This window comes from Peribacillus sp. NJ4 (assembly GCF_030348345.1).
Classification (GTDB): Bacteria; Bacillota; Bacilli; order Bacillales; family DSM-1321; genus Peribacillus.
Genome location: NZ_JAUCFQ010000006.1, coordinates 135434 through 157253 on the forward strand (window position 1 = coordinate 135434; position 21820 = coordinate 157253).

16 protein-coding genes and 1 rRNA gene are annotated in these 21820 nt (G+C 41.1%); 11 read left to right on the top strand and 6 right to left on the bottom strand.

Annotated features, from left to right (window positions below; genetic code table 11):
* Positions 1-143: 143 nt before the first annotated feature.
* Positions 144-1877 carry an AAA family ATPase gene (locus QUF94_RS26800; protein ID WP_289318723.1) on the bottom strand — a complete coding sequence of 578 codons (1734 nt, stop codon included), beginning with the start codon at positions 1875-1877 and terminating at the stop codon, positions 144-146.
* A 243-nt stretch (positions 1878-2120) separates the two neighbouring features.
* Here QUF94_RS26800 and def point away from each other — a divergent pair, with 243 nt between their 5' ends.
* The gene (gene def / locus QUF94_RS26805) at positions 2121-2699 is read left to right on the top strand and encodes a peptide deformylase (RefSeq protein ID WP_061461156.1); all 579 of its coding nucleotides are present in this window, start codon (positions 2121-2123) and stop codon (positions 2697-2699) included.
* Between the two features lie 42 nt (positions 2700-2741).
* On the opposite strand, the gene QUF94_RS26810 is transcribed toward def, so the two are convergent.
* Positions 2742-3443, bottom strand: coding sequence for an SGNH/GDSL hydrolase family protein (locus tag QUF94_RS26810; RefSeq protein WP_289318724.1), 702 nt, complete (start codon positions 3441-3443; stop codon positions 2742-2744).
* Between the two features lie 116 nt (positions 3444-3559).
* Positions 3560-5074 carry an MDR family MFS transporter gene (locus QUF94_RS26815; protein WP_289318725.1) on the bottom strand — a complete coding sequence of 505 codons (1515 nt, stop codon included), beginning with the start codon at positions 5072-5074 and terminating at the stop codon, positions 3560-3562.
* Positions 5075-5208: 134 nt separating this feature from the next.
* On the opposite strand from QUF94_RS26815, the gene QUF94_RS26820 reads away from it, so the two are divergent.
* The 4 genes from QUF94_RS26820 (at position 5209) to QUF94_RS26835 (ending at position 9851) form a co-directional block, all read left to right on the top strand.
* A complete protein-coding gene (locus QUF94_RS26820; RefSeq protein WP_289318726.1) occupies positions 5209-5688 on the top strand; it encodes a MarR family winged helix-turn-helix transcriptional regulator in 480 nt (159 codons plus the stop codon).
* 189 nt (positions 5689-5877) lie between these two features.
* Positions 5878-6723: an iron uptake system protein EfeO gene (gene efeO / locus QUF94_RS26825; protein WP_289318727.1), complete on the top strand. Its 846-nt coding sequence runs from the start codon at positions 5878-5880 to the stop codon at positions 6721-6723.
* Complete coding sequence (gene efeB / locus QUF94_RS26830) at positions 6724-8010, top strand: iron uptake transporter deferrochelatase/peroxidase subunit (protein ID WP_289318728.1); 1287 nt, start codon at positions 6724-6726, stop codon at positions 8008-8010.
* 86 nt (positions 8011-8096) lie between these two features.
* Positions 8097-9851 carry an FTR1 family protein gene (locus QUF94_RS26835; protein ID WP_289318729.1) on the top strand — a complete coding sequence of 585 codons (1755 nt, stop codon included), beginning with the start codon at positions 8097-8099 and terminating at the stop codon, positions 9849-9851.
* Positions 9852-9893: 42 nt separating this feature from the next.
* Here QUF94_RS26835 and QUF94_RS26840 read toward each other — a convergent pair whose 3' ends face one another.
* A complete protein-coding gene (locus QUF94_RS26840) occupies positions 9894-10319 on the bottom strand; it encodes a DUF4395 domain-containing protein (RefSeq protein WP_289318730.1) in 426 nt (141 codons plus the stop codon).
* A gap of 374 nt (positions 10320-10693) precedes the next feature.
* Between QUF94_RS26840 and QUF94_RS26845 the strand changes: the two genes are divergently transcribed.
* From QUF94_RS26845 to QUF94_RS26865, 5 genes are all read left to right on the top strand, one after another.
* Positions 10694-11260 carry a MerR family transcriptional regulator gene (locus QUF94_RS26845; RefSeq protein WP_289318731.1) on the top strand — a complete coding sequence of 189 codons (567 nt, stop codon included), beginning with the start codon at positions 10694-10696 and terminating at the stop codon, positions 11258-11260.
* Positions 11261-11447: 187 nt separating this feature from the next.
* Positions 11448-12746, top strand: a complete 1299-nt coding sequence (locus tag QUF94_RS26850; RefSeq protein WP_289318732.1) for a hemolysin family protein — start codon at positions 11448-11450, stop codon at positions 12744-12746.
* A gap of 340 nt (positions 12747-13086) precedes the next feature.
* Positions 13087-15888, top strand: coding sequence for a response regulator (locus tag QUF94_RS26855; RefSeq protein WP_289318733.1), 2802 nt, complete (start codon positions 13087-13089; stop codon positions 15886-15888).
* Positions 15889-15924: 36 nt separating this feature from the next.
* On the top strand, positions 15925-16758 hold the full coding sequence (locus tag QUF94_RS26860) for a CheR family methyltransferase (protein WP_289318734.1): 834 nt from the start codon (positions 15925-15927) through the stop codon (positions 16756-16758).
* Positions 16759-17043: 285 nt separating this feature from the next.
* Entirely contained in the window at positions 17044-18186 is a 1143-nt protein-coding gene (locus QUF94_RS26865; RefSeq protein WP_289318735.1) for a PP2C family protein-serine/threonine phosphatase, read from the top strand.
* A 116-nt stretch (positions 18187-18302) separates the two neighbouring features.
* Here QUF94_RS26865 and QUF94_RS26870 read toward each other — a convergent pair whose 3' ends face one another.
* Entirely contained in the window at positions 18303-18473 is a 171-nt protein-coding gene (locus QUF94_RS26870; RefSeq protein WP_289318736.1) for a CsbD family protein, read from the bottom strand.
* Positions 18474-18555: 82 nt separating this feature from the next.
* Positions 18556-19314 (bottom strand): alpha/beta hydrolase, encoded by a 759-nt coding sequence (locus QUF94_RS26875; protein ID WP_289318737.1) that lies wholly within the window; start codon positions 19312-19314, stop codon positions 18556-18558.
* 798 nt (positions 19315-20112) lie between these two features.
* Here QUF94_RS26875 and QUF94_RS26880 point away from each other — a divergent pair.
* Positions 20113-21663: ribosomal RNA gene (locus QUF94_RS26880) — 16S ribosomal RNA — on the top strand.
* Positions 21664-21820: the final 157 nt, after the last annotated feature.

A 21820-nucleotide genomic window follows, 5' to 3' on the forward strand; every position in this document is an offset into this window, starting at 1 on the left:
CCTCCCTTTCATTTTTCTAGCGGGAAAGGGACTGCCTACATAATATTAATTAAAGATTGGCTTTGCGGCTCACTACCATATATAAAAAAAGAGCCTGTTCGATTCGAACAGGCTCTAAACATAATATTAGTCTTTTAAACACGTTATGCATTCGAGCATATGGTGTTTATTTCTGAAGCATCAACGATACGCTGAACTTCTGATCCCTCGAGTGTCTCTTTTTTCAATAACTCTTCAACAAGCTCTTCATACTGTTGGCGATTCGAATCAATCAACATTTCCGTTTCCTGAATCGCTTTAGTGAATAATTCCTGCATCCTTTGCTCTCTCTCGCCTTTATTAAAGGTGAGGGTAAATCCGTCTTGAAGCATTCCGGTATCGACCATTTGTTCAAGTAGATGTTTTGCCTGTTGGACATCTCCGCCTACACCGATGCTGTGTTCCCCTAAATACATTCTTTCAGCTACACCACCTGCTAAGATCATTTTGACTTGATCAAGCAATTCACTGGCGGTTGCCAGATGGAGTTCTTTTGGTATAGGCGCTACATATCCAAGGGCTTCCCCACGAGGAATGATGGTCGCCTTTCGAACGGAACCTGGCTTTGTCAGAGCTGCAATCAGGGCATGTCCACTTTCATGGATGGCCACACGCCGCTTCGTATCCATATCATTCAAGGTACGTGATGTGGCTCCAAGAATCGTCCGGTCAATGGCATAGTCAATATCCTGTTTACGAATCATTTCCTGTTCATTCCTCAGGGCATGACGTGAGGCTGTATCGAATAGAGAACTTAAGTCAGCACCGGAGAAGCCGGAAGTACTTTCAGCCAATTCATCCAATGATGAAAGTACATCTGTTGCCAGACGCTTTCCCTTCGTATGGATATTGATGATTTCCTTTCTTCCTTGGGTATCTGGAAGTGGAACTTGGAAAGAGAAATCTATCCTGCCCGGACGTAGAAATGCCTCATCGAGCATATCTTTCCGGTTGGTCGCTGCAATGAATAAAATGCCTTCGTTTGGATGGCCTCCATCCAATTGCACAAGCAGTTCAGTTAACGTTTTTTCGCCTTCTTCGCCGCCATGAGCTTTCCTTTTACCAGCCAACGCGTCCACTTCATCGATGAAAATGACAGCCGGCGATTGCTTACGTGCATTTTGGAAAAGGCTGCGGACACGGGCTGCACCGACTCCAACAAACATTTCGTTGAAGGCTGAACCGCTCGTCGAGAAGAAATTTGCACCAAGCTCTTTTGCGATTGCCTGTGCAAGCAACGTTTTCCCCGTTCCAGGGGGGCCGTATAATAAAATGCCTTGAGGCGGCTTAATTCCAATTTTAGCTGAACGTTCAGGTTCCTTTAGTGTAGTTAGTGTCTGTAGGATTTCCTGTTTGATTTCGGTTTGCAAACCGCCTACATCATCCATGGTTATCTCTGGTAGAGGCTTAGGGCTGGAAAGGCTTTGTTTCTTGCTGCCGACCCGTAATCCGCCTTTTGATCTTTTCTGTATAATTACAGCGGTTGCGACGAGAGCCGCCATTAATCCGCCTAAAATCCATAATGCTGATTTATTAGTTGATGAAAAAGAATATTGAACATTATAAGTTTCGACAAGTTTATTGATCATTTGACTGTTGGGAGGGATATTAGAAACGTATTCTCCATCTGGTGTGGAGATGTGAAGAGTGCCATTCTTTTTTTCTTCAATGGTGACAAGGGCTCCATTTTGAGCTTTAATCGTCTTTTCTACGGAAGAAAAAGGAATGACCATATCCTTTGACTGAGTAACAACATACCAACTGATTCCAGCAATTATCACAATGAAAGCCGTCAGGAACGGCAGTAACTTCGAAACTAATTTAGAGTTAGAGTTCAATATTTCATCTCCTTTAAGAGTATATATCTAGTATAAAATTTTTAAACGTGTAATCTATAGGTCTTTATACCCTAAAATTTAGGTAAATAATGTTAAAATCTAAAAATACCATTTATTATGGAAATTCAAAGGATAAAGTCCGATGTTTATCTAACCTGCATATTAGACTTTTTAAATGCGAAATGCTAAAGTGAAATGGTCTAAGTCATGAAAAAATAAAATGGTAGAAGAGTGTGAAGTTCTATGAGTAAATTTATAAAAGACTATATGATTACGATGAAGGATATCGTTAGAGAAGGAGATCCAATTCTGCGTCAGGTAACGGATGAAGTCAGCCTGCCGATTTCGGATGAAGATCGTGAAACGTTGGAATGCATGATGCAATACCTGAAAAATAGCCAGGACCCAAAACTCCAAAAGAAGTACAATTTGCGTGAAGGCGTTGGGTTGTCTGCCAATCAGATAGGCTTGAATAAACGCATGTTCGTCATGTATTTTCCAGACGAAAAGGGGAAGCTGTTTGAATATGCCCTTGTGAATCCGAAAATTATCAGTCATTCTGCCACAATGATCTATTTGCCTCAAAGTGAAGGCTGCCTTTCTGTCGACCGTGATATTAAAGGATATGTACCGCGTTATGAACGGGTTAAAATTAAAGCGGTGGATGGTAATGGTGAGGAAATAGAGATGCGGCTGAAGGGCTTTGCTGCAATCGTGTTTCAACATGAGTTAGATCATTTAAACGGGATGATGTTTTATGACCGGATCAATACCGAGAACCCTTTCAAGCTCCCGGAAAACGTGGAAGTGAAAAGTCTGTAAAACCCAAAAAGGCAAAGCGCCATGCTTTGCCTTTTTACTGTTTTAAGGCTGAGGAAGTATTTCCTCTGCCATATGCTTCTGTAAATCACTGAATATGGCCATGCTCATTTGCTGGTACCCTTCGGAAGTGAGGTGGATGCCATCATCGCTAATCAAGCGATCCAAGTCGCCGGAGGATTTAATATAGGAACGGACATCGATCAAAGGCACCTTTAGTTCCTCTGCAAGGTTTTTCAATTGGCGATTATACATCCCATGCCAATGTTCAATACCACCGACATGTGAAACGAAATGCCCGATCGAATGACCGAACTTATCCGCGATAGCTCTGTAATACCTGGCAGGATCCAGCGGTGGGAGAGTTAAAAGGAAAGGTGTTACATGCTTGTCCTGAACCTGCTTGACAAGTTGTGTGATATTTTCCAGATAGCGTTCGATTGGAACGATAGGCTCATGGTCACCTTCTGGATTCTTGGCTACTTCGTCCCAATGGAAGTTACAGTCGTTTCCACCGACCTCTATTAATACGATATCGGGATTTTCCGACATGACGTCTTTCTCGATCCGGCTAACCAACAGGTCGGAGTTGTCATTGAAAACCCCTTTATTCAATACTTCCACGAATGGCAAAGATTCTGTTAGCTTAGCTAAAGAGTTCGGATAATTTTCTTTAATAATGCGAAGCCGGCCCTTAACATAAGAAATGCCTCTGGTTAAACTGTCTCCAAAACATACGATCTTCAAACTTCTCACCTCGGTATGTGAATGTGTTACTTATATTTTAGTAGTGGAATGATTTTTCGGCAAACTTTACTTCCTATATAGAAAAACAAAAAGCACTGGAATTCCAGCGCTTTTATTTATTGTAATGATTCCTCTTTCGATGGTGTTTCCACTCTTGTTTTTCCCATAAAGAACACAGTGATCGCTGCAAGACCGATCGGAATGAGAGCCAAGGTGAATATCAATGATATCGAATCGGACATCGCATGAACGATTTTATCCAATATAAAGTCCGGAATCTCGGCACGTGCGTCCGATTGGAAGAGCTGTCGTGGGTCCTCCATCAACCCGGCTGTATCCGGACCCCTTTGCATTCCTTTAAACGCATCCGTCATTTTACTTGTGAATACATTGTTCTGAATCGCTCCATAAATCGTTACACCGAGTGTCATCCCAAAAGAACGGAGGAATGAGTTTGTTGAGTTGGCCGACCCCCGGAATCTAGGTTCCAAGTTGTGAATGGACGCAATAGGCAAAAGGGAGAAGGAAAAGCCCATGCCAAATCCAGTCAAAATCATGTACAAAGTTAATAAAGTCCTGCTGGTATCAGGGGTGATAGTCCCTAATAAAAGCATTCCTGCAAAATAACAGATGACGGAAATCGTCATTAAGTTGCGAAAGCTTGTCTTTGTATTGAATATCCCGCCAACTGCACTGCCGAATACAGAACCAAGCATCATGGGAGTTAGGATCAATCCGGCATTTGTTGCGGAACCACCGTAAACTGCCTGCACGAAAATCGGAATATAGACGGTTAAAATAATGAATGTACCGCCATAAAGAATGGCTAAAATCTGAGAAGTGGCAAATAATCGCCTTTTAAATAGCCATAATGAAATAATTGGATCTTTAGCTCTTTTTTCGAAAAAGAAAAATGAAACGAAGAAAACCACAAAACTGGCAAACATACCTATGATAGGAGAGGAACTCCAGCCATACTCCCCGCCCAGTTCGAGAGCGAACATTAAGCTGATAACCGCAATGACGAGAGTTGCTGCGCCACCCCAATCAATTTTTTGCTCTTGGGTGTTGGGTGACTCCTTGTAATAATTCCAGATGAAAAATAAAGAAATGATCCCAATCGGAACATTGACGTAGAAAATCCAGTGCCAGCTGGAGTATTCAGTAATATATGCACCTAAAAGTGGTCCCAATACGCTTGATGCCCCAAATACAGCGCCGAATAGGCCCGTTAATTTTCCGCGTTTTTCAGGTGGGAAAATATCAAAAATGATCGTAAAGGCTATAGGCATCAAAGCGCCTCCGCCTATCCCTTGGATTGCACGGAAGATACTTAACTGCACGATGCTCTGAGCCATGCCACATAAAGCGGAACCGATTAAAAAGACTATAAGTCCAAAAATGAAAAACCTCTTTCTTCCATACATGTCGGAAAGCTTTCCGAATATCGGCATACTTGCCATCGTGGCGACCATATAGGCAGATGTCACCCATACAAACTTATCGAATCCGCCTAAATCAGAAACGATCGTTCCCATTGCAGTCGCAACAATCGTATTGTCCATTGCTGACATCAAGATACCCAATAGTAAACCGGCAACAATGAATTTTTGTTTTTTTTGAACGTTCATTTAATTTATTTTCCTCCTTCGCATCAACCAGCTCATGAATTTCCTTTACATGGTTGAAGGGTAAACGTTAAGATGAAACAAAACATTTATCTTGAAAATCAAGATAAATTTAAGTGTAAAAGGGGTGGCATTTTATGTCAAGCGATAATAGGGTGAATGCAGCACTGTTAGAGAGTTTAACACACAGATTGCAGCGGTATGGAATGAGATCCGTTTTATTTCAACAAAATATGGCCCATAAAATAGGGGTGTCCCATACGGACTTAAAGAGTGCTGAAATATTGAATGAAACAGGACCGATTACCGCTGGTGAATTATCCAAAATTACAGGATTGAGCACGGGATCGGTTACAGCACTGATCAATCGCCTTGAGAAATCCGGTTATGTTAAAAGAGAACGAGATCATTTGGACGGAAGACGGGTAATGATTGCACCGATACCCAAAAGGCAGGAACAGATTAAATCCCACTATCAATCGCTCTCTATGGCGACCAAGGAGTTATGCTCCGCTTATAATGAGCAAGAGCTAATATTGATCAATCAATTTGTGGAGGATATCACAAAAATCATGGACAAAGAAAATGACAAGTTAATGAGTGAGCGTGAAAGGTAGCTGATATGTAGGCTGCCTTTTTTATTTTTAGCCAGCTGGGAGCTACTTATCCTACGAAAGCAAAAGGGATATAGTTGAATTTTTATAAAGAGAATGAATTTGTCACGTTTCCATTAAAATATATATTGATAATGATTATCAGTATCTGCTAATATGAATCTACAAATCATTTCAAAGGGAGAATACAAAATGAAGAAAGCAAAGGCGTCATTAGCAGTCTTACTATCAACCAGCCTATTATTTGGCTGTGCGCAGGAAAAGGAAGAAGCCAAGCCGGCCGACGATAACGCCAAAGAAGCTAGTGCGAGTAAGCTTGATAATGTATCTAGCGAGTACCGGGAATATGCGATTGGTGAAATAGAAGAGTTCGTGAACGCAACGGAAGAATTCACTACGGCCGTATCTTCTGGTGATATTGAAAAAGCGAAGGAGATATACGCACCAGCCCGCATGCATTATGAGAGAGCGGAACCCATCGCTGAAGTATTTGGGGATCTTGATCCCAAAATCGATGCGCGTGAAGGGGATGTCAAAGATGCAGAATGGGGCGGTTATCATCGGATTGAAATGGGGCTATGGCAAGAAAATACAACAAAGGGATACGAAAAGTATGCAGATCAATTAATGAGTGATGTCAATTTGCTTCGAGCCAAAGTTGAAACGGTTAAGGTAACACCTGATTTGTTGATCACGGGTGCGGTGGATTTATTGAATGAAGTTTCTACCAGTAAGGTTACAGGAGAAGAGGACCGATACTCCCATACCGATTTATATGATTTCGTTGCAAATGTTGAAGGTGCAGAAAAGATCTATGAACTGCTTACTCCAGCGCTAAAAGAAAAGGATGCGAAGCTTGCTGCAGAAATCCAACAACGTTTTGACGATGTATACGGTTTGCTTGAAAAGCATAAAGATGGGAATGGCTACATCTCATATACGGATTTAAAAGAATCTGAAGTCAAAGAGTTAAGCCAAGCAATTGATGCATTAGCTGAACCACTTTCACAAATAGGGATTGTAACGGAGGAATCATAATTGAAAGAACATACGCCGAAAGATGAAACCGGGCTTTTTACAAAAAAGGTAAGTCGTCGAAATGTGTTGAAAACGGCAGGGGTCGGTGGAATCGGAGTCGTGATAGGAGCATCTGGATTTGGAGGGCTGCTTTCTCTTTCTGAACAAAAGGCAAAGGGACAAACTAAGGATATTGTTCCTTTTTATGGAGCGCATCAAGCTGGTATCACCACTGAAGCGCAGGATAACCTTTATTTCGCATCATTGGAAGTAACCACAGAAAAAAGGTCCGACTTAATCCAGTTGTTTAAAGATTGGACAGAGGCTGCGGCTCAGATGACAGCGGGAAATTTGATTGGTGAAGCATCTCTTAATACGAGTATGCCACCAAAAGATACGGGGGAAGCGAAAGAATTATCACCTTCCAATTTAACGATCACTTTTGGAGTGGGTCCGACCCTATTTTCGAAGGATGGCAAAGATCGATTTGGCTTGAAATCGAAAAGACCTGCTGAATTAAAGGACCTGCCCAAATTCCCTTTAGATGCGTTAGAAGATGAATGGAGCGGCGGGGATATTTGTATTCAAGCATGTGCAGATGATCTTCAAGTGGCTTTTCATGCCGTTCGGAACTTAGTGAGAATCGGAAGAGGCAAAACGATCATTCATTGGGCACAGACAGGGTTTCAACGTACTAAGCAAGCCGATACACAAAAAACGACACCGCGGAACTTATTCGGGTTTAAGGATGGGACTGTCAATCCGGATACGAATAATGACAGTGAAATGAATGAGCATGTCTGGGTGAAGGCTGAGGACGGACCTGACTGGCTTGTTGGAGGCAGTTACATGGTGGTGCGCCGAATCCAGATGTACATTGAAGTTTGGGACCGCACAATATTGAAAGAACAAGAAAATACGTTTGGCCGCCATCGAGACAGTGGAGCTCCACTAGGAATGAAGAATGAGTTTGATAGCGTTGATTTGGAAGCTAAAGACCCAAATGGAAATCGGATCATTCCAGAAGATTCGCATATGAGTCTATCCAGGGGGGACGGAAAAGCAAAGATACTGCGGCGTCCCTATTCATATGCAGATGGAATGGATCCCAAAACAGGAAGCTTCAATGCCGGCCTGCTATTCATTTGTTATCAGCGAAACCCAAGTAAACAATTCATTCCCATACAGGAGCGACTGGCGAAAAATGATAAGCTCAACGAATATATCGTTCACAGGGGCAGTGCCATGTTCGCTTGTTTACCAGGCGTGAAAAAGGGTGGCTATATTGGGGATTCCCTTTTTGGCTAAATTGAATTACAAATGAGGACATGAAAATCGCCAGCATGGATATTATCCGGTTGGCGATTTTAGTTCATGAATAAGGAGGGACCAGTATGACCGTTTCTAGATGGAAGAGTGGGATATTGGTTTTAGTCGTCAGTCTTTTATTTCTTTCGACTGATATAAAGATCGTTTCGGCGGGTGAAAACCATGATCAGCTCTTTGTTTATATCGGCGATAGTTTAATGAAGGTAAAATCAGGCGACCTTGAGGAAGTATCGAAAAATATTGATCTATTCGAGCAAGATTGGAAAACGATAAAAACGGACAGCGAGAGTGCGAGGAAAGTCGACGAGAAGCTATCCGCTGTAAAAAGTGCTGTGAGCGACCAAGCCTCCACAGATGAAATCAAAAAGCGATTATCGGCATTATCAAGTACTCTTGTTATTTATGATACAAACGAAAACCCTGTTGATAATACGGACTTTGAAAAACGGTTACAAGCGATACTTCCATTAATAGATAAGTTGGAGGCTTTGATAACTGAAGGTGACTTTGATCAAGCTAAAGTTCAATATACCAATCTCCTGAATCAATGGACCGATGCAGAGGTCATTGTCAGGGAGAAAAGTGTTGCTACATATGGTGAGTTTGAAACGAAAATGGCCTTTGTGCGGATAGCGATTACCCAAGACCCACCTGATCCGGAAAAAGCCCAAAAAAATCTAACTGAATTGAAGGGTCTAATCGAGGATTTCCTTGCTGGTAAAGTTGAAGTAGGAAGCCAGAAGAACACATATTCACTTGGGGATGTAACAGAACTTTTACAAGGAAGTGCAACGGATATTGAAAAGGATGAAATCGATTCTGCCGTTGATAAGCTAAATGAAATCTTAACAATTTGGCCTAATGTAGAAGGGGAGGTTTCCACAAGGGACAGCAAGCTTTACAGCGATATGGAAACGAAAGTCCCGACCGCAATCAGCCTATTGCAATCGAAAAATGTAAAGGCGGATGAAGCAAAGGGAATCGTATCCGATTTAAACACAAGGTTACTCCCTTTAATTGAGGATACGGGTTATACAACATGGGATGCAGCTCTGATCCTTTTACGGGAAGGGTTGGAAGCACTCTTGATTGTAGCTACATTGCTGTCTTTCCTAAAGAAAATCGGGCAAGCGGACAAACAAAAATGGATTTGGACAGGAGTTGGTGCGGGTTTAGTTGCCAGTTCCATATTGGCGGTCATAATCAATATCGTTTTCTCCCAGATCACGGCTGCGTCAAGCCGGGAATATATTGAGGGAATCACTGGAATAATAGCAGTATCTATGATGTTGACAATTGGCCTTTGGCTTCATAGTAAATCGAATGTTCATGCATGGAACCGGTATATCGGCAAGCAAATGAACCAAGCCATTGCGACGGGAAGCATCATCTCTTTCGCTTTAATCAGTTTTCTGTCGATATTCCGTGAAGGTGCGGAGACCATTATCTTTTATGCTGGAATGGCTCCTTATATGGAATTAAAGCAGCTGTTGAGCGGAATTATCCTTGCCTTTCTCATTTTAGTGGTAATTGGTTTCATCATGCTGCGCTACAGTGTGAAATTACCGATGACCCTATTCTTTAAAGTGGCAACGATACTCATATATGCCTTGGCTTTCAAGATTCTTGGAGTCTCTATCCATTCACTTCAGGTTTCGCAAGTTATACAGACAAATACGATCAGCACCTTCCCGTTTGTAGAAACGATAGGTCTTTATCCAACAATGGAAACGCTTGTGCCGCAAGCTGTTTTAATTTTATTGATCGCATTGGCCACCATTTGGGTTAAAAAGAGTAATTCCTTACGTGCAACCGAATAATAAAATGGGACTGACGCAAGTCAGTCCCATTATGTTCACTTTTTAGCGAAGAGATCGGCGATAGGAATATTGCTTCCATTGATAAAGGATAAAGCAGCCGATGCAGAATCCTAGAATGGCTATAAGAGATGCCATTCCGACCATCAAAGTGAATATATAACCGATAACTTTCCAACCCAGTAAAAAAGAAGTCAATCCAAGTCCTAAGCAAACGACCGCGATGGCCTGGTTGAATTGTTGCTGTGAATGATCTTCAGGAATATAATCGGAGGGCTTCTTTTTCAGAAAGAGCTTTGCGAGACGCATGACTGGATTGAAATTAAAGAAAAGACCTAAAAGTCCCGCTGCTAAAGGAATCGCTAAGATCCATATTTGTCCCGTTAATAAGGTAGTGGCTACGCTTAACAAAATGACCCATTGATTCGTACGTACTAAGGGACGGGGAATAGATCGAATTTCACTCGTCATCTAATACCAACCTTCCTGATATGTTTTATTACAGTTTATCTTTATTTTAATTAGTTGTGAAGAGGGATGCTAATTAAACCAAGTGAAGATCCAAAGACGCTTCTTATTTATAATTATTTTAATTTAGTATTGATTATAATATCAAAGTAATATAATATGTATAACAAGAAGTTAAAGTGAGGTGGACAGTATATATGGTAGCAAAAGTCTGTGAAACATGCGGAACACCAATAAAAAAGCTGAAGCATTCTTCCCTATGCCAATGCGGTCCTAAGATATTGAGCAATCAATTCTCAGTTAAAACAAAAAAATGGAATCGATGATTAAATCATAAATTAAACCGATTATTCAATTAATCGGTTTTTGTTTTTCCAATGAAGGGTAATGATGAGAATATCCTTTCTCCAATAATATATATTTTTCATTTCTATAAAAATGATGTACGATTAGAGAATAGAATAAAACGTCATGGTGGAACAGGCATACTTTTAGTTTGCCTAAACCATCACGTGACGGTTTGGAGGGGTTATATTGGGAACGAGACTTTAAAAATTGGCGAGTTGGCGGAAATGGCGAATGTTACGAAACGGACCGTTGATTATTATACGAACTTAGGCCTGCTTAAAGCAGAACGTTCCGCCTCTAATTACCGTTATTATACAGTCGGTGAACTTGAGAGGCTCCGCCGTATCGAGGGATATAAAAGAGAGAACCTTTCATTGGAAGACATAAAAGAAATATTTAAACAGGACATGGAGGCCTCATCAGCAATTGAGGAAACGGGTCTTCAACTGAAGCACAAAATGGATGGCCTGAATGAGGACCTTCAGGAAGTCATCAACTTGATCAAAAAGGATGAAAAAAATGAGCTCCTTCTAAAAAAACAGATATCCCGTGAAAGCATGGCCTTGATCCAATCATTACTAGTGTTGCTGGTATGATTGAAATTTATTCCCTATAGTTTTATTCACAAAGGTGCATATTAACGATATAGGCTAAATGGTTTTTGGTTCATGTCAGAAATCGCTTTTTGAAACGAAAATAACCATTTATACAGGAGGTGCTTGGGATTAAACCGTGTATGTCTAATCAAAAGGATAGGCACTATACATGGTGAACCCGCACATATTGGAGATTTTTATAAAATTATTAGCAGTAGCTGTATTAATAGCATTAACCGCATTTTTCGTTGCATCGGAATTTGCAATCGTGAAAGTCAGAGGTTCCCGAATCAATCAGTTGATTGAAGAAGGGCATAGAAATGCATTGGCAGCCAAGAAAGTGACATCCCATATCGATGAGTACTTATCGGCCTGTCAATTGGGAATTACAGTAACCGCCTTAGGTTTAGGGGTGTTGGGTGAACCGACAGTAGAAGCGATCTTAAAACCATTGTTCCATAAATGGGGATTAGAGGAATCTGTAGGTCACATTATCTCTTTCGTAATTGCATTCGGTTCTGTAACATTCCTTCATGTTGTAGTCGGGGAATTGGCACCAAAAACAGTTGCGATTCAAAAGGCAGAAGAGGTTACCTTGCTTTTTTCAAAGCCGTTAATTCTTTTTTACCGTATTTTGTACCCATTTATTTGGTTACTGAATGGTTCTGCCCGTCTCCTAACAGGCATATTTGGATTAAAGCCTGCTTCTGAGTCTGAAATGGCCCATTCTGAAGAAGAACTGCGCATCATTTTATCGGAAAGCTATAAAAGCGGTGAGATTAACCAATCGGAATATAAATATGTGAACCAGATATTTGAATTTGATGAGCGTATTGCCAATGAAATTATGGTTCCGCGTACGGAAATGACAGTTATCGAAAAGGGCATGCCATTATTAGAAGTTGTTGAGCTAATTCAAGAAGAACAATACACAAGGTACCCGGTCATAGACGGTGATAAAGATAATGTCGTGGGAATGGTCAATATCAAGCGACTTTATACAGCTACGATTACAGAAGAAAATGTAACAGCATTGACGGTGGATTCCTTTGTGACACCAGTCATCCGCGTTCTTGAAACGATTGCCATTCATGATCTGCTGCTGAAAATGCAGAAAGAACGGATTCATATGGCCGTTTTGACTGATGAATATGGTGGAACTGCAGGTCTTGTTACGGTGGAAGACATCCTTGAAGAAATCGTCGGGGAAATCCGGGATGAGTTTGATCAGGATGAACGTCCGCTTATTCAAAAAATTGATGAGGGACATTATGTATTCGACGCAAAAACATTGGTTGAAGATGTCAATGATACCCTTGCAATCGATTTGCCAGAGGAAGATATCGATACATTGGGAGGGTGGTTCCTGACAGGCAGGTTTGAGATTGCCGTCGGGGATAAAATTGATTACGCCGGATATGAATTTACTGTAAAGGAAATGGACGGCCACCATGTTTTATATGTGGAAGTGAAGAAAATAAAATAATAAGGATTACCATAAGAGCCGAAGGTGGAAACTTTCGGCTTTTATTATGTATTAATACTGATAAAAAAAGCTTCGCGGTTCGAATAATGGCCTTTGGTTTTCAAAACAATGGAAAAGGCAGACTGCTACTTAATTGGAAAATGTATTCATTTAAATTAACACTGTAGGTAAGCATTTTAGATTGGGAAATGTTAAAATTGATTTTGAGTAATGAATCTATCCATATATCATTTTAGGACATAAGGACAATTCTTAAAAAGCTAATGATAGTATTAAGATTTATTTTGCAATGCCGTTTATTTCGGGCTGTTATAAATAAGTATTGAAGGTGGGCGGAAAAATGGGTTTTAAGAAGAAGCAAATGTTGGGGTTTGGTTTAATCTTGCTTTTCTTGGCTATTTTACTTTCTTTCATGATGGTCACGCTTAACAATTTAAAGAGCAGCATGACTGAAATAGTTGAAAATCGTTATGAAAAAGTTCAAGATTCGATGGAAATCCGTCAGCTTTTTTCAAGGTCGGACCGTGAGATTCTGTTTGCAGCTAATGACGCAAACAAAGAAGAAAGAGCAGAGAGCCTAGAAATCATCAATGAGAATCATAGTTTGATTGAATCAAAAATTGCTGGTTTATCAGGTGCGCTAAATAAGGTGAAAGCAAAGCAATTATTGAAAGAGTTCGAGACTCAATATGCTTCTTACTCCATAACGGAGGCTGAGATCATCCAAAAGATAAAATCGGGAAACTCTTCGGATGATCTTTCAAGCCTGATGGACGACCAGAGGGAAAAACGTACGAAAGTCATCAGTACGATGGATGACTTTAAGGATTACCAAGAAGGTGTCATGAAAGATACCTTAAATAATTCAAAACAAATCTATGAGGATATGATCGGTTTTGTGATTTTCGCGGTTATTCTCAGCATTTTGGTTATTTCCGTAACGGTTGTTTGGATGATTCGCAGTACATCGGAAGATTTGCAATCCATTACCAAGGTCATTAAAAATATTGATTTTAAAAATTTATCGGTCGTACCAAGAATTCCGGTTCGGACTAATGATGAAATTGGTGATATCGCGAGATCGTTCAATGATATGGCGGAATCGCTTGAAGCCTATAATCAAAAAGAGAAAGACTTCACTGAAAAGATCAGTGAACAGAACTGGATCCAGACCCGGGTTGCAGATATAGCTACCATGTACCAGCGCATTGTTGATGTGGAAGTTCTTGCTGACCGGTTCATTACCAGGCTTGCACCGATGATGGGAGCTTCACTTGGAGTTTTTTACGTCAAACGGGGTGAGGGCGAGGATATGCGTTTTGTTAAACTTGCCAGCTTTGCGGGAGATGGCGAAGACTCAGGCAGACGTGAATTCCGTTTGGGCGAAGGTTTGATCGGACAATGCGCCCTTGAAAAGAAATCGAAGGTCATTGAAGATATCCCTGAAGATTTCCAATTGGTTACAACAGGATTAGGGGAAGTAAGCCCGAAAAGCATTGCCATCGCGCCAGTCGTTTTTGAGGATGAAGTTGTGGCGATGGTTGAACTGGCAAGCTTGGAGACCTTTACGAAGTTGCAAAAACATTTCCTGAACCAGGTTCTTGATACTCTGGGCATCACGATTAATAATGTTGAGGGTCGGATGGAAATAGAGCGTTTATTGAAAGATTCACAGGCACAGACCGAAGAGTTACAGGCTCAATCGGAAGAATTGCAATCACAGTCAGAGGAAATGCAAGCCCAATCAGAGGAACTGCAAACACAGGCTGAAGAGTTGAGAATGATCAATGAACAATTAGAAGAGAGAAATCGTGAAACTGAAGAAAAATCGAAAGAGCTTCAAGTCGCAAAATTAAATCTTGAAAAACAAGCGGAAGAATTGAAGTTAAGTTCTAAATATAAATCGGAGTTCATGGCAAATATGTCCCATGAATTGCGGACACCGCTCAATAGTATTTTGATTTTATCAGAAATGCTTTCCGATCCAAATGATAGTAAATTAAATGAAGAGCAACAGGAATTCGCTCGTGTCATTAACTCATCAGGCCAAGATTTATTAACGTTGATCAATGACATTTTGGATTTATCGAAAGTTGAAGTCGGAAAGCTCGAAGTGGTCTTTGACGAAATGAATATGAGTGAACTTCCAGAGTTATTACACCGTAACTTCGATCATGTAGCGAAGAAAAAGAACATTGACTTTAAAATAGAAAAAGATAAAAATGTACCGGATATTTTCTTTACGGATGAACAGCGCTTCCAGCAAATTTTGAAAAACCTACTATCCAATGCATTTAAATTCACAGAAAAGGGTTCTGTGTCTGTCCAAATCAAAAAAGCTGATGAAGAAAATGTAGCACAATGGATACAGACAAAAGGAGCTAGCAATTGGGTTGAAATTAAGGTGACGGATACGGGCATCGGAATTTCAAAAGATAAGCAAAAACTTATCTTCGAAGCGTTCCAGCAAGGTGATGGAGCTACAATGAGAAAATATGGCGGTACAGGACTTGGGCTATCGATTTGCCGGGAGTTTGCCAAACTTCTAGGAGGATGGGTCATCGTAGATAGTGAAGAAGGGCAAGGCAGTACCTTTACTTTCTTTATTCCGAGCATGCCGGAGGGCTTCAAAAATGCAGGCGAAGCATTAGCTGCTTCTCCAGAAGTGGCAGCAGCCAGCCACGATGATTCTGCCGCACCATTTGACGGTCAGGAAGAACCGGATGTAGTAATAATGGATGAAGAAAATCAGAATAAGGCAAAACCATTCTGCAATAAAAGAGTACTGGTCGTCGATGATGACCACCGTAATATATTTGCACTGAAAAATGCCCTGAAGCATGAGGGGATGGAAATCCTTACAGCTGAAAACGGGTACGAATGTTTGGAACTCCTTGAAAAAGGAAACGATATAGATGTAATATTGATGGATATCATGATGCCAGGCATGGACGGTTACGAAACGATGACCAGAATTCGTGAGCAAAGTAAATTCGAGAATCTTCCAATCATCGCGCTAACGGCCAAAGCGATGAAAGGCGATAGGGAAAAATGCCTGAAGGCTGGCGCTTCCGATTATGTCAGCAAGCCATTAAAATTAGATCAGCTGTTATCCGTCCTAAGAGTATGGTTGACTAATTAATTGAATGATTGATAGTACGGATGAGGAAGGTTTTGCATGAAGGATACTTTAACGATTGAAGAAAGAGAAGATATAGAAATCGAATTATTGTTAGAGGCCATTTATTCCGTTTCTGGGTTTGACTTTCGCAAGTATATGCGTTCTTCTATAAAAAGAAGAGTTGAAAATAGAATGAGGCTGGACCATATTCGCAGGATTAGCGGAATGATAGAAATGGTTTTATATGAAAAAGGGTATGTCGAGAAGCTTTTGAAAGATTTTTCAATAAATGTCACTGAAATGTTTCGCGATCCGGATTTCTTTAAAGCTTTTCGTTTAAATATCGTTCCGCTCCTGAAAAACCTTCCCGAAATCAGAATTTGGCATGCGGGCTGTTCGACCGGTGAAGAAGCCTTTTCCATGGCGATCATCCTCAAGGAAGAAGGACTTTATGATAAGGCGAGGATTTATGCCACTGATATGAATGATGAAGTCCTCCGTCATGCGGAAAAAGGGATATTACCTTTAAATAGAATGCAGTCTTATACGAAAAACTATCTGCATGCAGGAGGTAACCAAGAATTTTCGGAGTATTACACGACCGATTATCAAAATGCCTATCTTGATTCGAGTCTCCTTAAAAACATTGTGTTTTTCCAGCATAATTTAGTTACTGATGGTTCATTCAATGAGTTTCATATCATCATGTGCCGGAACGTGATGATTTACTTTACTGGTGAATTACAGACCTATGTCAATCAGTTGTTTTATGACAGTCTTAGCAAAGACGGTTTCCTTGCAGTTGGTAGTAAGGAAACCCTTCATACATCATCCTTTTCGGAAGATTATGAGGAATTTGACTCAAAGGAACGGATTTACCGGAAATTGTAAAAAGAAAGAGTTCGCATATTTGCGGACTCTTTCTTTTTACTTTAGAGCATATAATATATTTTTCACTTTTTTTGCATTTCTATGTTTAAGGTGTCTGAGGAAGGGGTATAAATAATGAGTTGGTCTCCATGCAGGACGGCTTAGTGGTTTATTATTATTAAAAGAGACCGAACTTCGTTATAATATAATGGTAAAATCCCTGTTATGGGAGCTTTAATCAAGTACTGATCCATATAATAAAGATAAATGTTGCCGCTCGATATAAGCCAAAAGGGGAATGAAAGAATGACGATTTTAATCGTAGATGATAACCAGGTTAACCTTTTCGTTATAGAGAAAATTCTAAAGCGAGCTGGCTATACGGATTTTCTGTCATTAACTTCAGCTGTTGAGATGTTTGAATATTTACAGGTGGATAGTCCGCAACCTAAAGAGACTTCAGTTGATATCATTCTGCTTGATATCATGATGCCGGAGATCGATGGGATAGAGGCGTGCAGGAGACTTCAAAGCATTCCTCACCTTAAAGATATACCCGTTATTTTTGTGACCGCTCTTGAAGATTCAAACAAGGTGGCCGAGGCACTTGATGTGGGCGGGATTGATTATATAATGAAGCCTATCAATAAAATAGATTTACTTGCGCGAATTCGTGTGGGGTTAAGACTTAAATATGAAAAAGATTGGCATAAAATGCAGGATGAAAAAATTCGCAACGAATTGGATCTCTCCATGCAGGTCCAAAGCAGTTTATTAAGTGAGCCCATTATAAATGACCACTTAACTATTAGAGCATCATACTTACCTGCGAATAAATTAGCAGGGGATATGTACTATTGGCACCGCATTGATGAAAATCGGTATGGGATCATCCTATTGGATATGATGGGGCATGGCATATCCGCCTCACTTGTTTGTATGTTCATTTCCTCCGTTTTGAGAGATGCGATCAGGACACATACGGATCCAGTGGCAGTAATAAACGAAATGAATCGCTGGATGAGTACCCTTAATAAAGAAGAAAACCAAGTGCATTATTATTTTACCGCGATTTATATGATCATTGATACAGAGCAAAAGACAGTGGAATATGTGAATGCCGGACATCCTCCAGGCTTCGCTTCATTAGATGATGGAAAAGTGGTCTCACTTTCAAAAGGGACATGTCCTGTCGGTTTTTTCACCGAGATGAAAATAGAGAAATCCATCATTCATTATGAAGAGAAGATTCAGCTTATGCTATTTACGGATGGAGTCATGGAAGCTATAGATCGAGAAGGGACGGAAGGGCTCGACCAAATACAAGAAGCGGTCTCAACGAGATGGTTTGATTGCAAAGAAACTCCCCCTATTGATTTATTGATGTCCCCGGAAATGCAGCAAGATCAACCTGATGATATGTGTGTCGTGGTTATTCAAGCAAATTAAATAGAGAAGGGGCGGCAGATTATCTGCCGCCTCTTCTCTATTTAAAGGGGGTCAATTTTATTGAATTGAAATGTTCAAATTAGAGTATTGAGTGAATGAAGTATCCAGCATTGCAATTAACGGTTATTTTTCAGTTTACCAATGCCATCTTGGAGATTGCCTTTTAATTTATCGACTTTACCTTCTGCTTGTAAGTGAGGATCATTTTTCGCGTTTCCGACCTGGTCTTTCGTTTCACCTTTAACTTTATTTACAGTGCTTTTTAGTTTGTCTGATAAACCGCTCATTATGTTACCTCCTTTTTCTTTATATACTATATATACCCATGGAGTGTAGGGGTAAACATAATTTATATGGAGGAAAAGGAGTTTAAGAAGCGATTATTGCCCTTTTACTTAACTTTTGAATGAACTGATATGACCGTTCAATGATATGATCTTTGTCATGATCCAACGAGGCCACATGATATGAATTTTCAAGGGGCGCCATCTCCTTATCAACGGACATGACAGTTTCGTAAATCTGATAGGAGCAAGAGTCTGGTACAACGTGATCTTCTGGAGAATGGAAGAGAAGTATGGGGCACGAAACCTCTATAAGTTTTTGACTGGTATGTTCCATTATATCAAGCAATTGATTAATAGCTTTTGACGGAACTTGATTATATGTGATTTCTTTAGTTGTATCGTCTTTTATGTCAGGCTTACCTTCAGGAATGAAGCGTGGAACCGATTGGTTCCGATATATTTCATATTCAGGAACTTCGAGAGCGGCATTTATGGTGAGAATTCCATCACAAGCCATCTTTGTCGCCAAATCCAGGACAAGGGCGCCTCCCATTGATTGTCCAATAGCGAATACATGGGTGCATGTACGCTTTAATTTTGCATAGGCCATTTCTACATCTTTTATCCATTCCTGATAATGTATCGTTTCCATCTCATATTCATCCGTTCCGTGGCCTGCCAGTCTAGGAGCGAAGACAGTAAAGCCTTTTGCAGCGAATTTTTCACCTAAATACCTTACGCTTTGTGGTGTTCCATTAAAACCATGGCAAATAAGAATGCCAATGGAATTGCCGGGTATGAAAAAAGATTCCGCACCTGGTATTACCATTGCTGCTGTCATATTCCCATCTCCTTTATTCAATAGCTAAGTTTTATTTAAAGTTAGCATGTAAAAGTATAAAATTAACTATTCCGATTATATTACTTGGTTATATAATAGCATAATGGAAATTGTGAAGTCAACTTGGTTATATTCCATTCTACATTCCATTAAGATGCAGTTTATAAAAAAGGATATAAAGATACAAAAGATATGTATTCGACCTATTGGTATGTAAGGTCACAGTATAGATGGTTGCAGAGAAATAAACTGCTTAAAGGTTTTAGATGAAGGAGCTAGCAAGGGCCCTATTTCATACTTTGCGTCCCAGCAGATTGGCATTACTCAATCAACAACAGTCAATGATGTATGGTTACAACTCTTCCTATTATATAAGTAATGTCTTGGAATTGTTGATAAACTGAAGATGCTAATAAACTGTGCAGGATATTAAAATAAGAAATAAAGAAAAAGCGTTGACTTTAAAGTGAAATTGGATTAATATAAATAAGCACCAACTAAGACAAACGAACAACTTCATCCGCTTTTGGTAGATTCCAAAAGAAAAATAATAACTATTGACTTCTTACTATGAAAATGATAAGATGAAATGGTCGCTGAAAAACACAGCGATTTAAAATAAGTTTAAAACTTCGCAGAAGTTGACAACTAATCAATAAGATGTTATGATGAATAAACAAGCCGTTCGAAAGAACGATTGTGAAATTGCTCTTTGAAAACTGAACAAAACAAAGCGCCAACGTTAAATTTTAAGTGAGCACACACTATCAAAAAAGCAAAATGAGCAAGTCAAACATTTCTTCGGAGAGTTTGATCCTGGCTCAGGACGAACGCTGGCGGCGTGCCTAATACATGCAAGTCGAGCGAATCGATGGGAGCTTGCTCCCTGAGATTAGCGGCGGACGGGTGAGTAACACGTGGGCAACCTGCCTATAAGACTGGGATAACTTCGGGAAACCGGAGCTAATACCGGATACGTTCTTTTCTCGCATGAGAGAAGATGGAAAGACGGTTTCGGCTGTCACTTATAGATGGGCCCGCGGCGCATTAGCTAGTTGGTGAGGTAATGGCTCACCAAGGCGACGATGCGTAGCCGACCTGAGAGGGTGATCGGCCACACTGGGACTGAGACACGGCCCAGACTCCTACGGGAGGCAGCAGTAGGGAATCTTCCGCAATGGACGAAAGTCTGACGGAGCAACGCCGCGTGAACGAAGAAGGCCTTCGGGTCGTAAAGTTCTGTTGTTAGGGAAGAACAAGTACCAGAGTAACTGCTGGTACCTTGACGGTACCTAACCAGAAAGCCACGGCTAACTACGTGCCAGCAGCCGCGGTAATACGTAGGTGGCAAGCGTTGTCCGGAATTATTGGGCGTAAAGCGCGCGCAGGTGGTTCCTTAAGTCTGATGTGAAAGCCCACGGCTCAACCGTGGAGGGTCATTGGAAACTGGGGAACTTGAGTGCAGAAGAGGAAAGTGGAATTCCAAGTGTAGCGGTGAAATGCGTAGAGATTTGGAGGAACACCAGTGGCGAAGGCGACTTTCTGGTCTGTAACTGACACTGAGGCGCGAAAGCGTGGGGAGCAAACAGGATTAGATACCCTGGTAGTCCACGCCGTAAACGATGAGTGCTAAGTGTTAGAGGGTTTCCGCCCTTTAGTGCTGCAGCTAACGCATTAAGCACTCCGCCTGGGGAGTACGGCCGCAAGGCTGAAACTCAAAGGAATTGACGGGGGCCCGCACAAGCGGTGGAGCATGTGGTTTAATTCGAAGCAACGCGAAGAACCTTACCAGGTCTTGACATCCTCTGACAACCCTAGAGATAGGGCTTTCCCCTTCGGGGGACAGAGTGACAGGTGGTGCATGGTTGTCGTCAGCTCGTGTCGTGAGATGTTGGGTTAAGTCCCGCAACGAGCGCAACCCTTGATCTTAGTTGCCAGCATTCAGTTGGGCACTCTAAGGTGACTGCCGGTGACAAACCGGAGGAAGGTGGGGATGACGTCAAATCATCATGCCCCTTATGACCTGGGCTACACACGTGCTACAATGGATGGTACAAAGGGCTGCAAACCTGCGAAGGTAAGCGAATCCCATAAAGCCATTCTCAGTTCGGATTGTAGGCTGCAACTCGCCTACATGAAGCCGGAATCGCTAGTAATCGCGGATCAGCATGCCGCGGTGAATACGTTCCCGGGCCTTGTACACACCGCCCGTCACACCACGAGAGTTTGTAACACCCGAAGTCGGTGAGGTAACCTTTATGGAGCCAGCCGCCTAAGGTGGGACAGATGATTGGGGTGAAGTCGTAACAAGGTAGCCGTATCGGAAGGTGCGGCTGGATCACCTCCTTTCTAAGGATAATTACGAGAGCGCTTTTGTTTTGTTCAGTTTTGAATGAGTAATTCATTCAGATAGGGAAGAAAAACATCACGATGTGATGGATTCTTTCTGCTTTGTTCCTTGAAAACTAGATAATAGATAGAAGGCAATTAATTTTTTTCAAAGCAT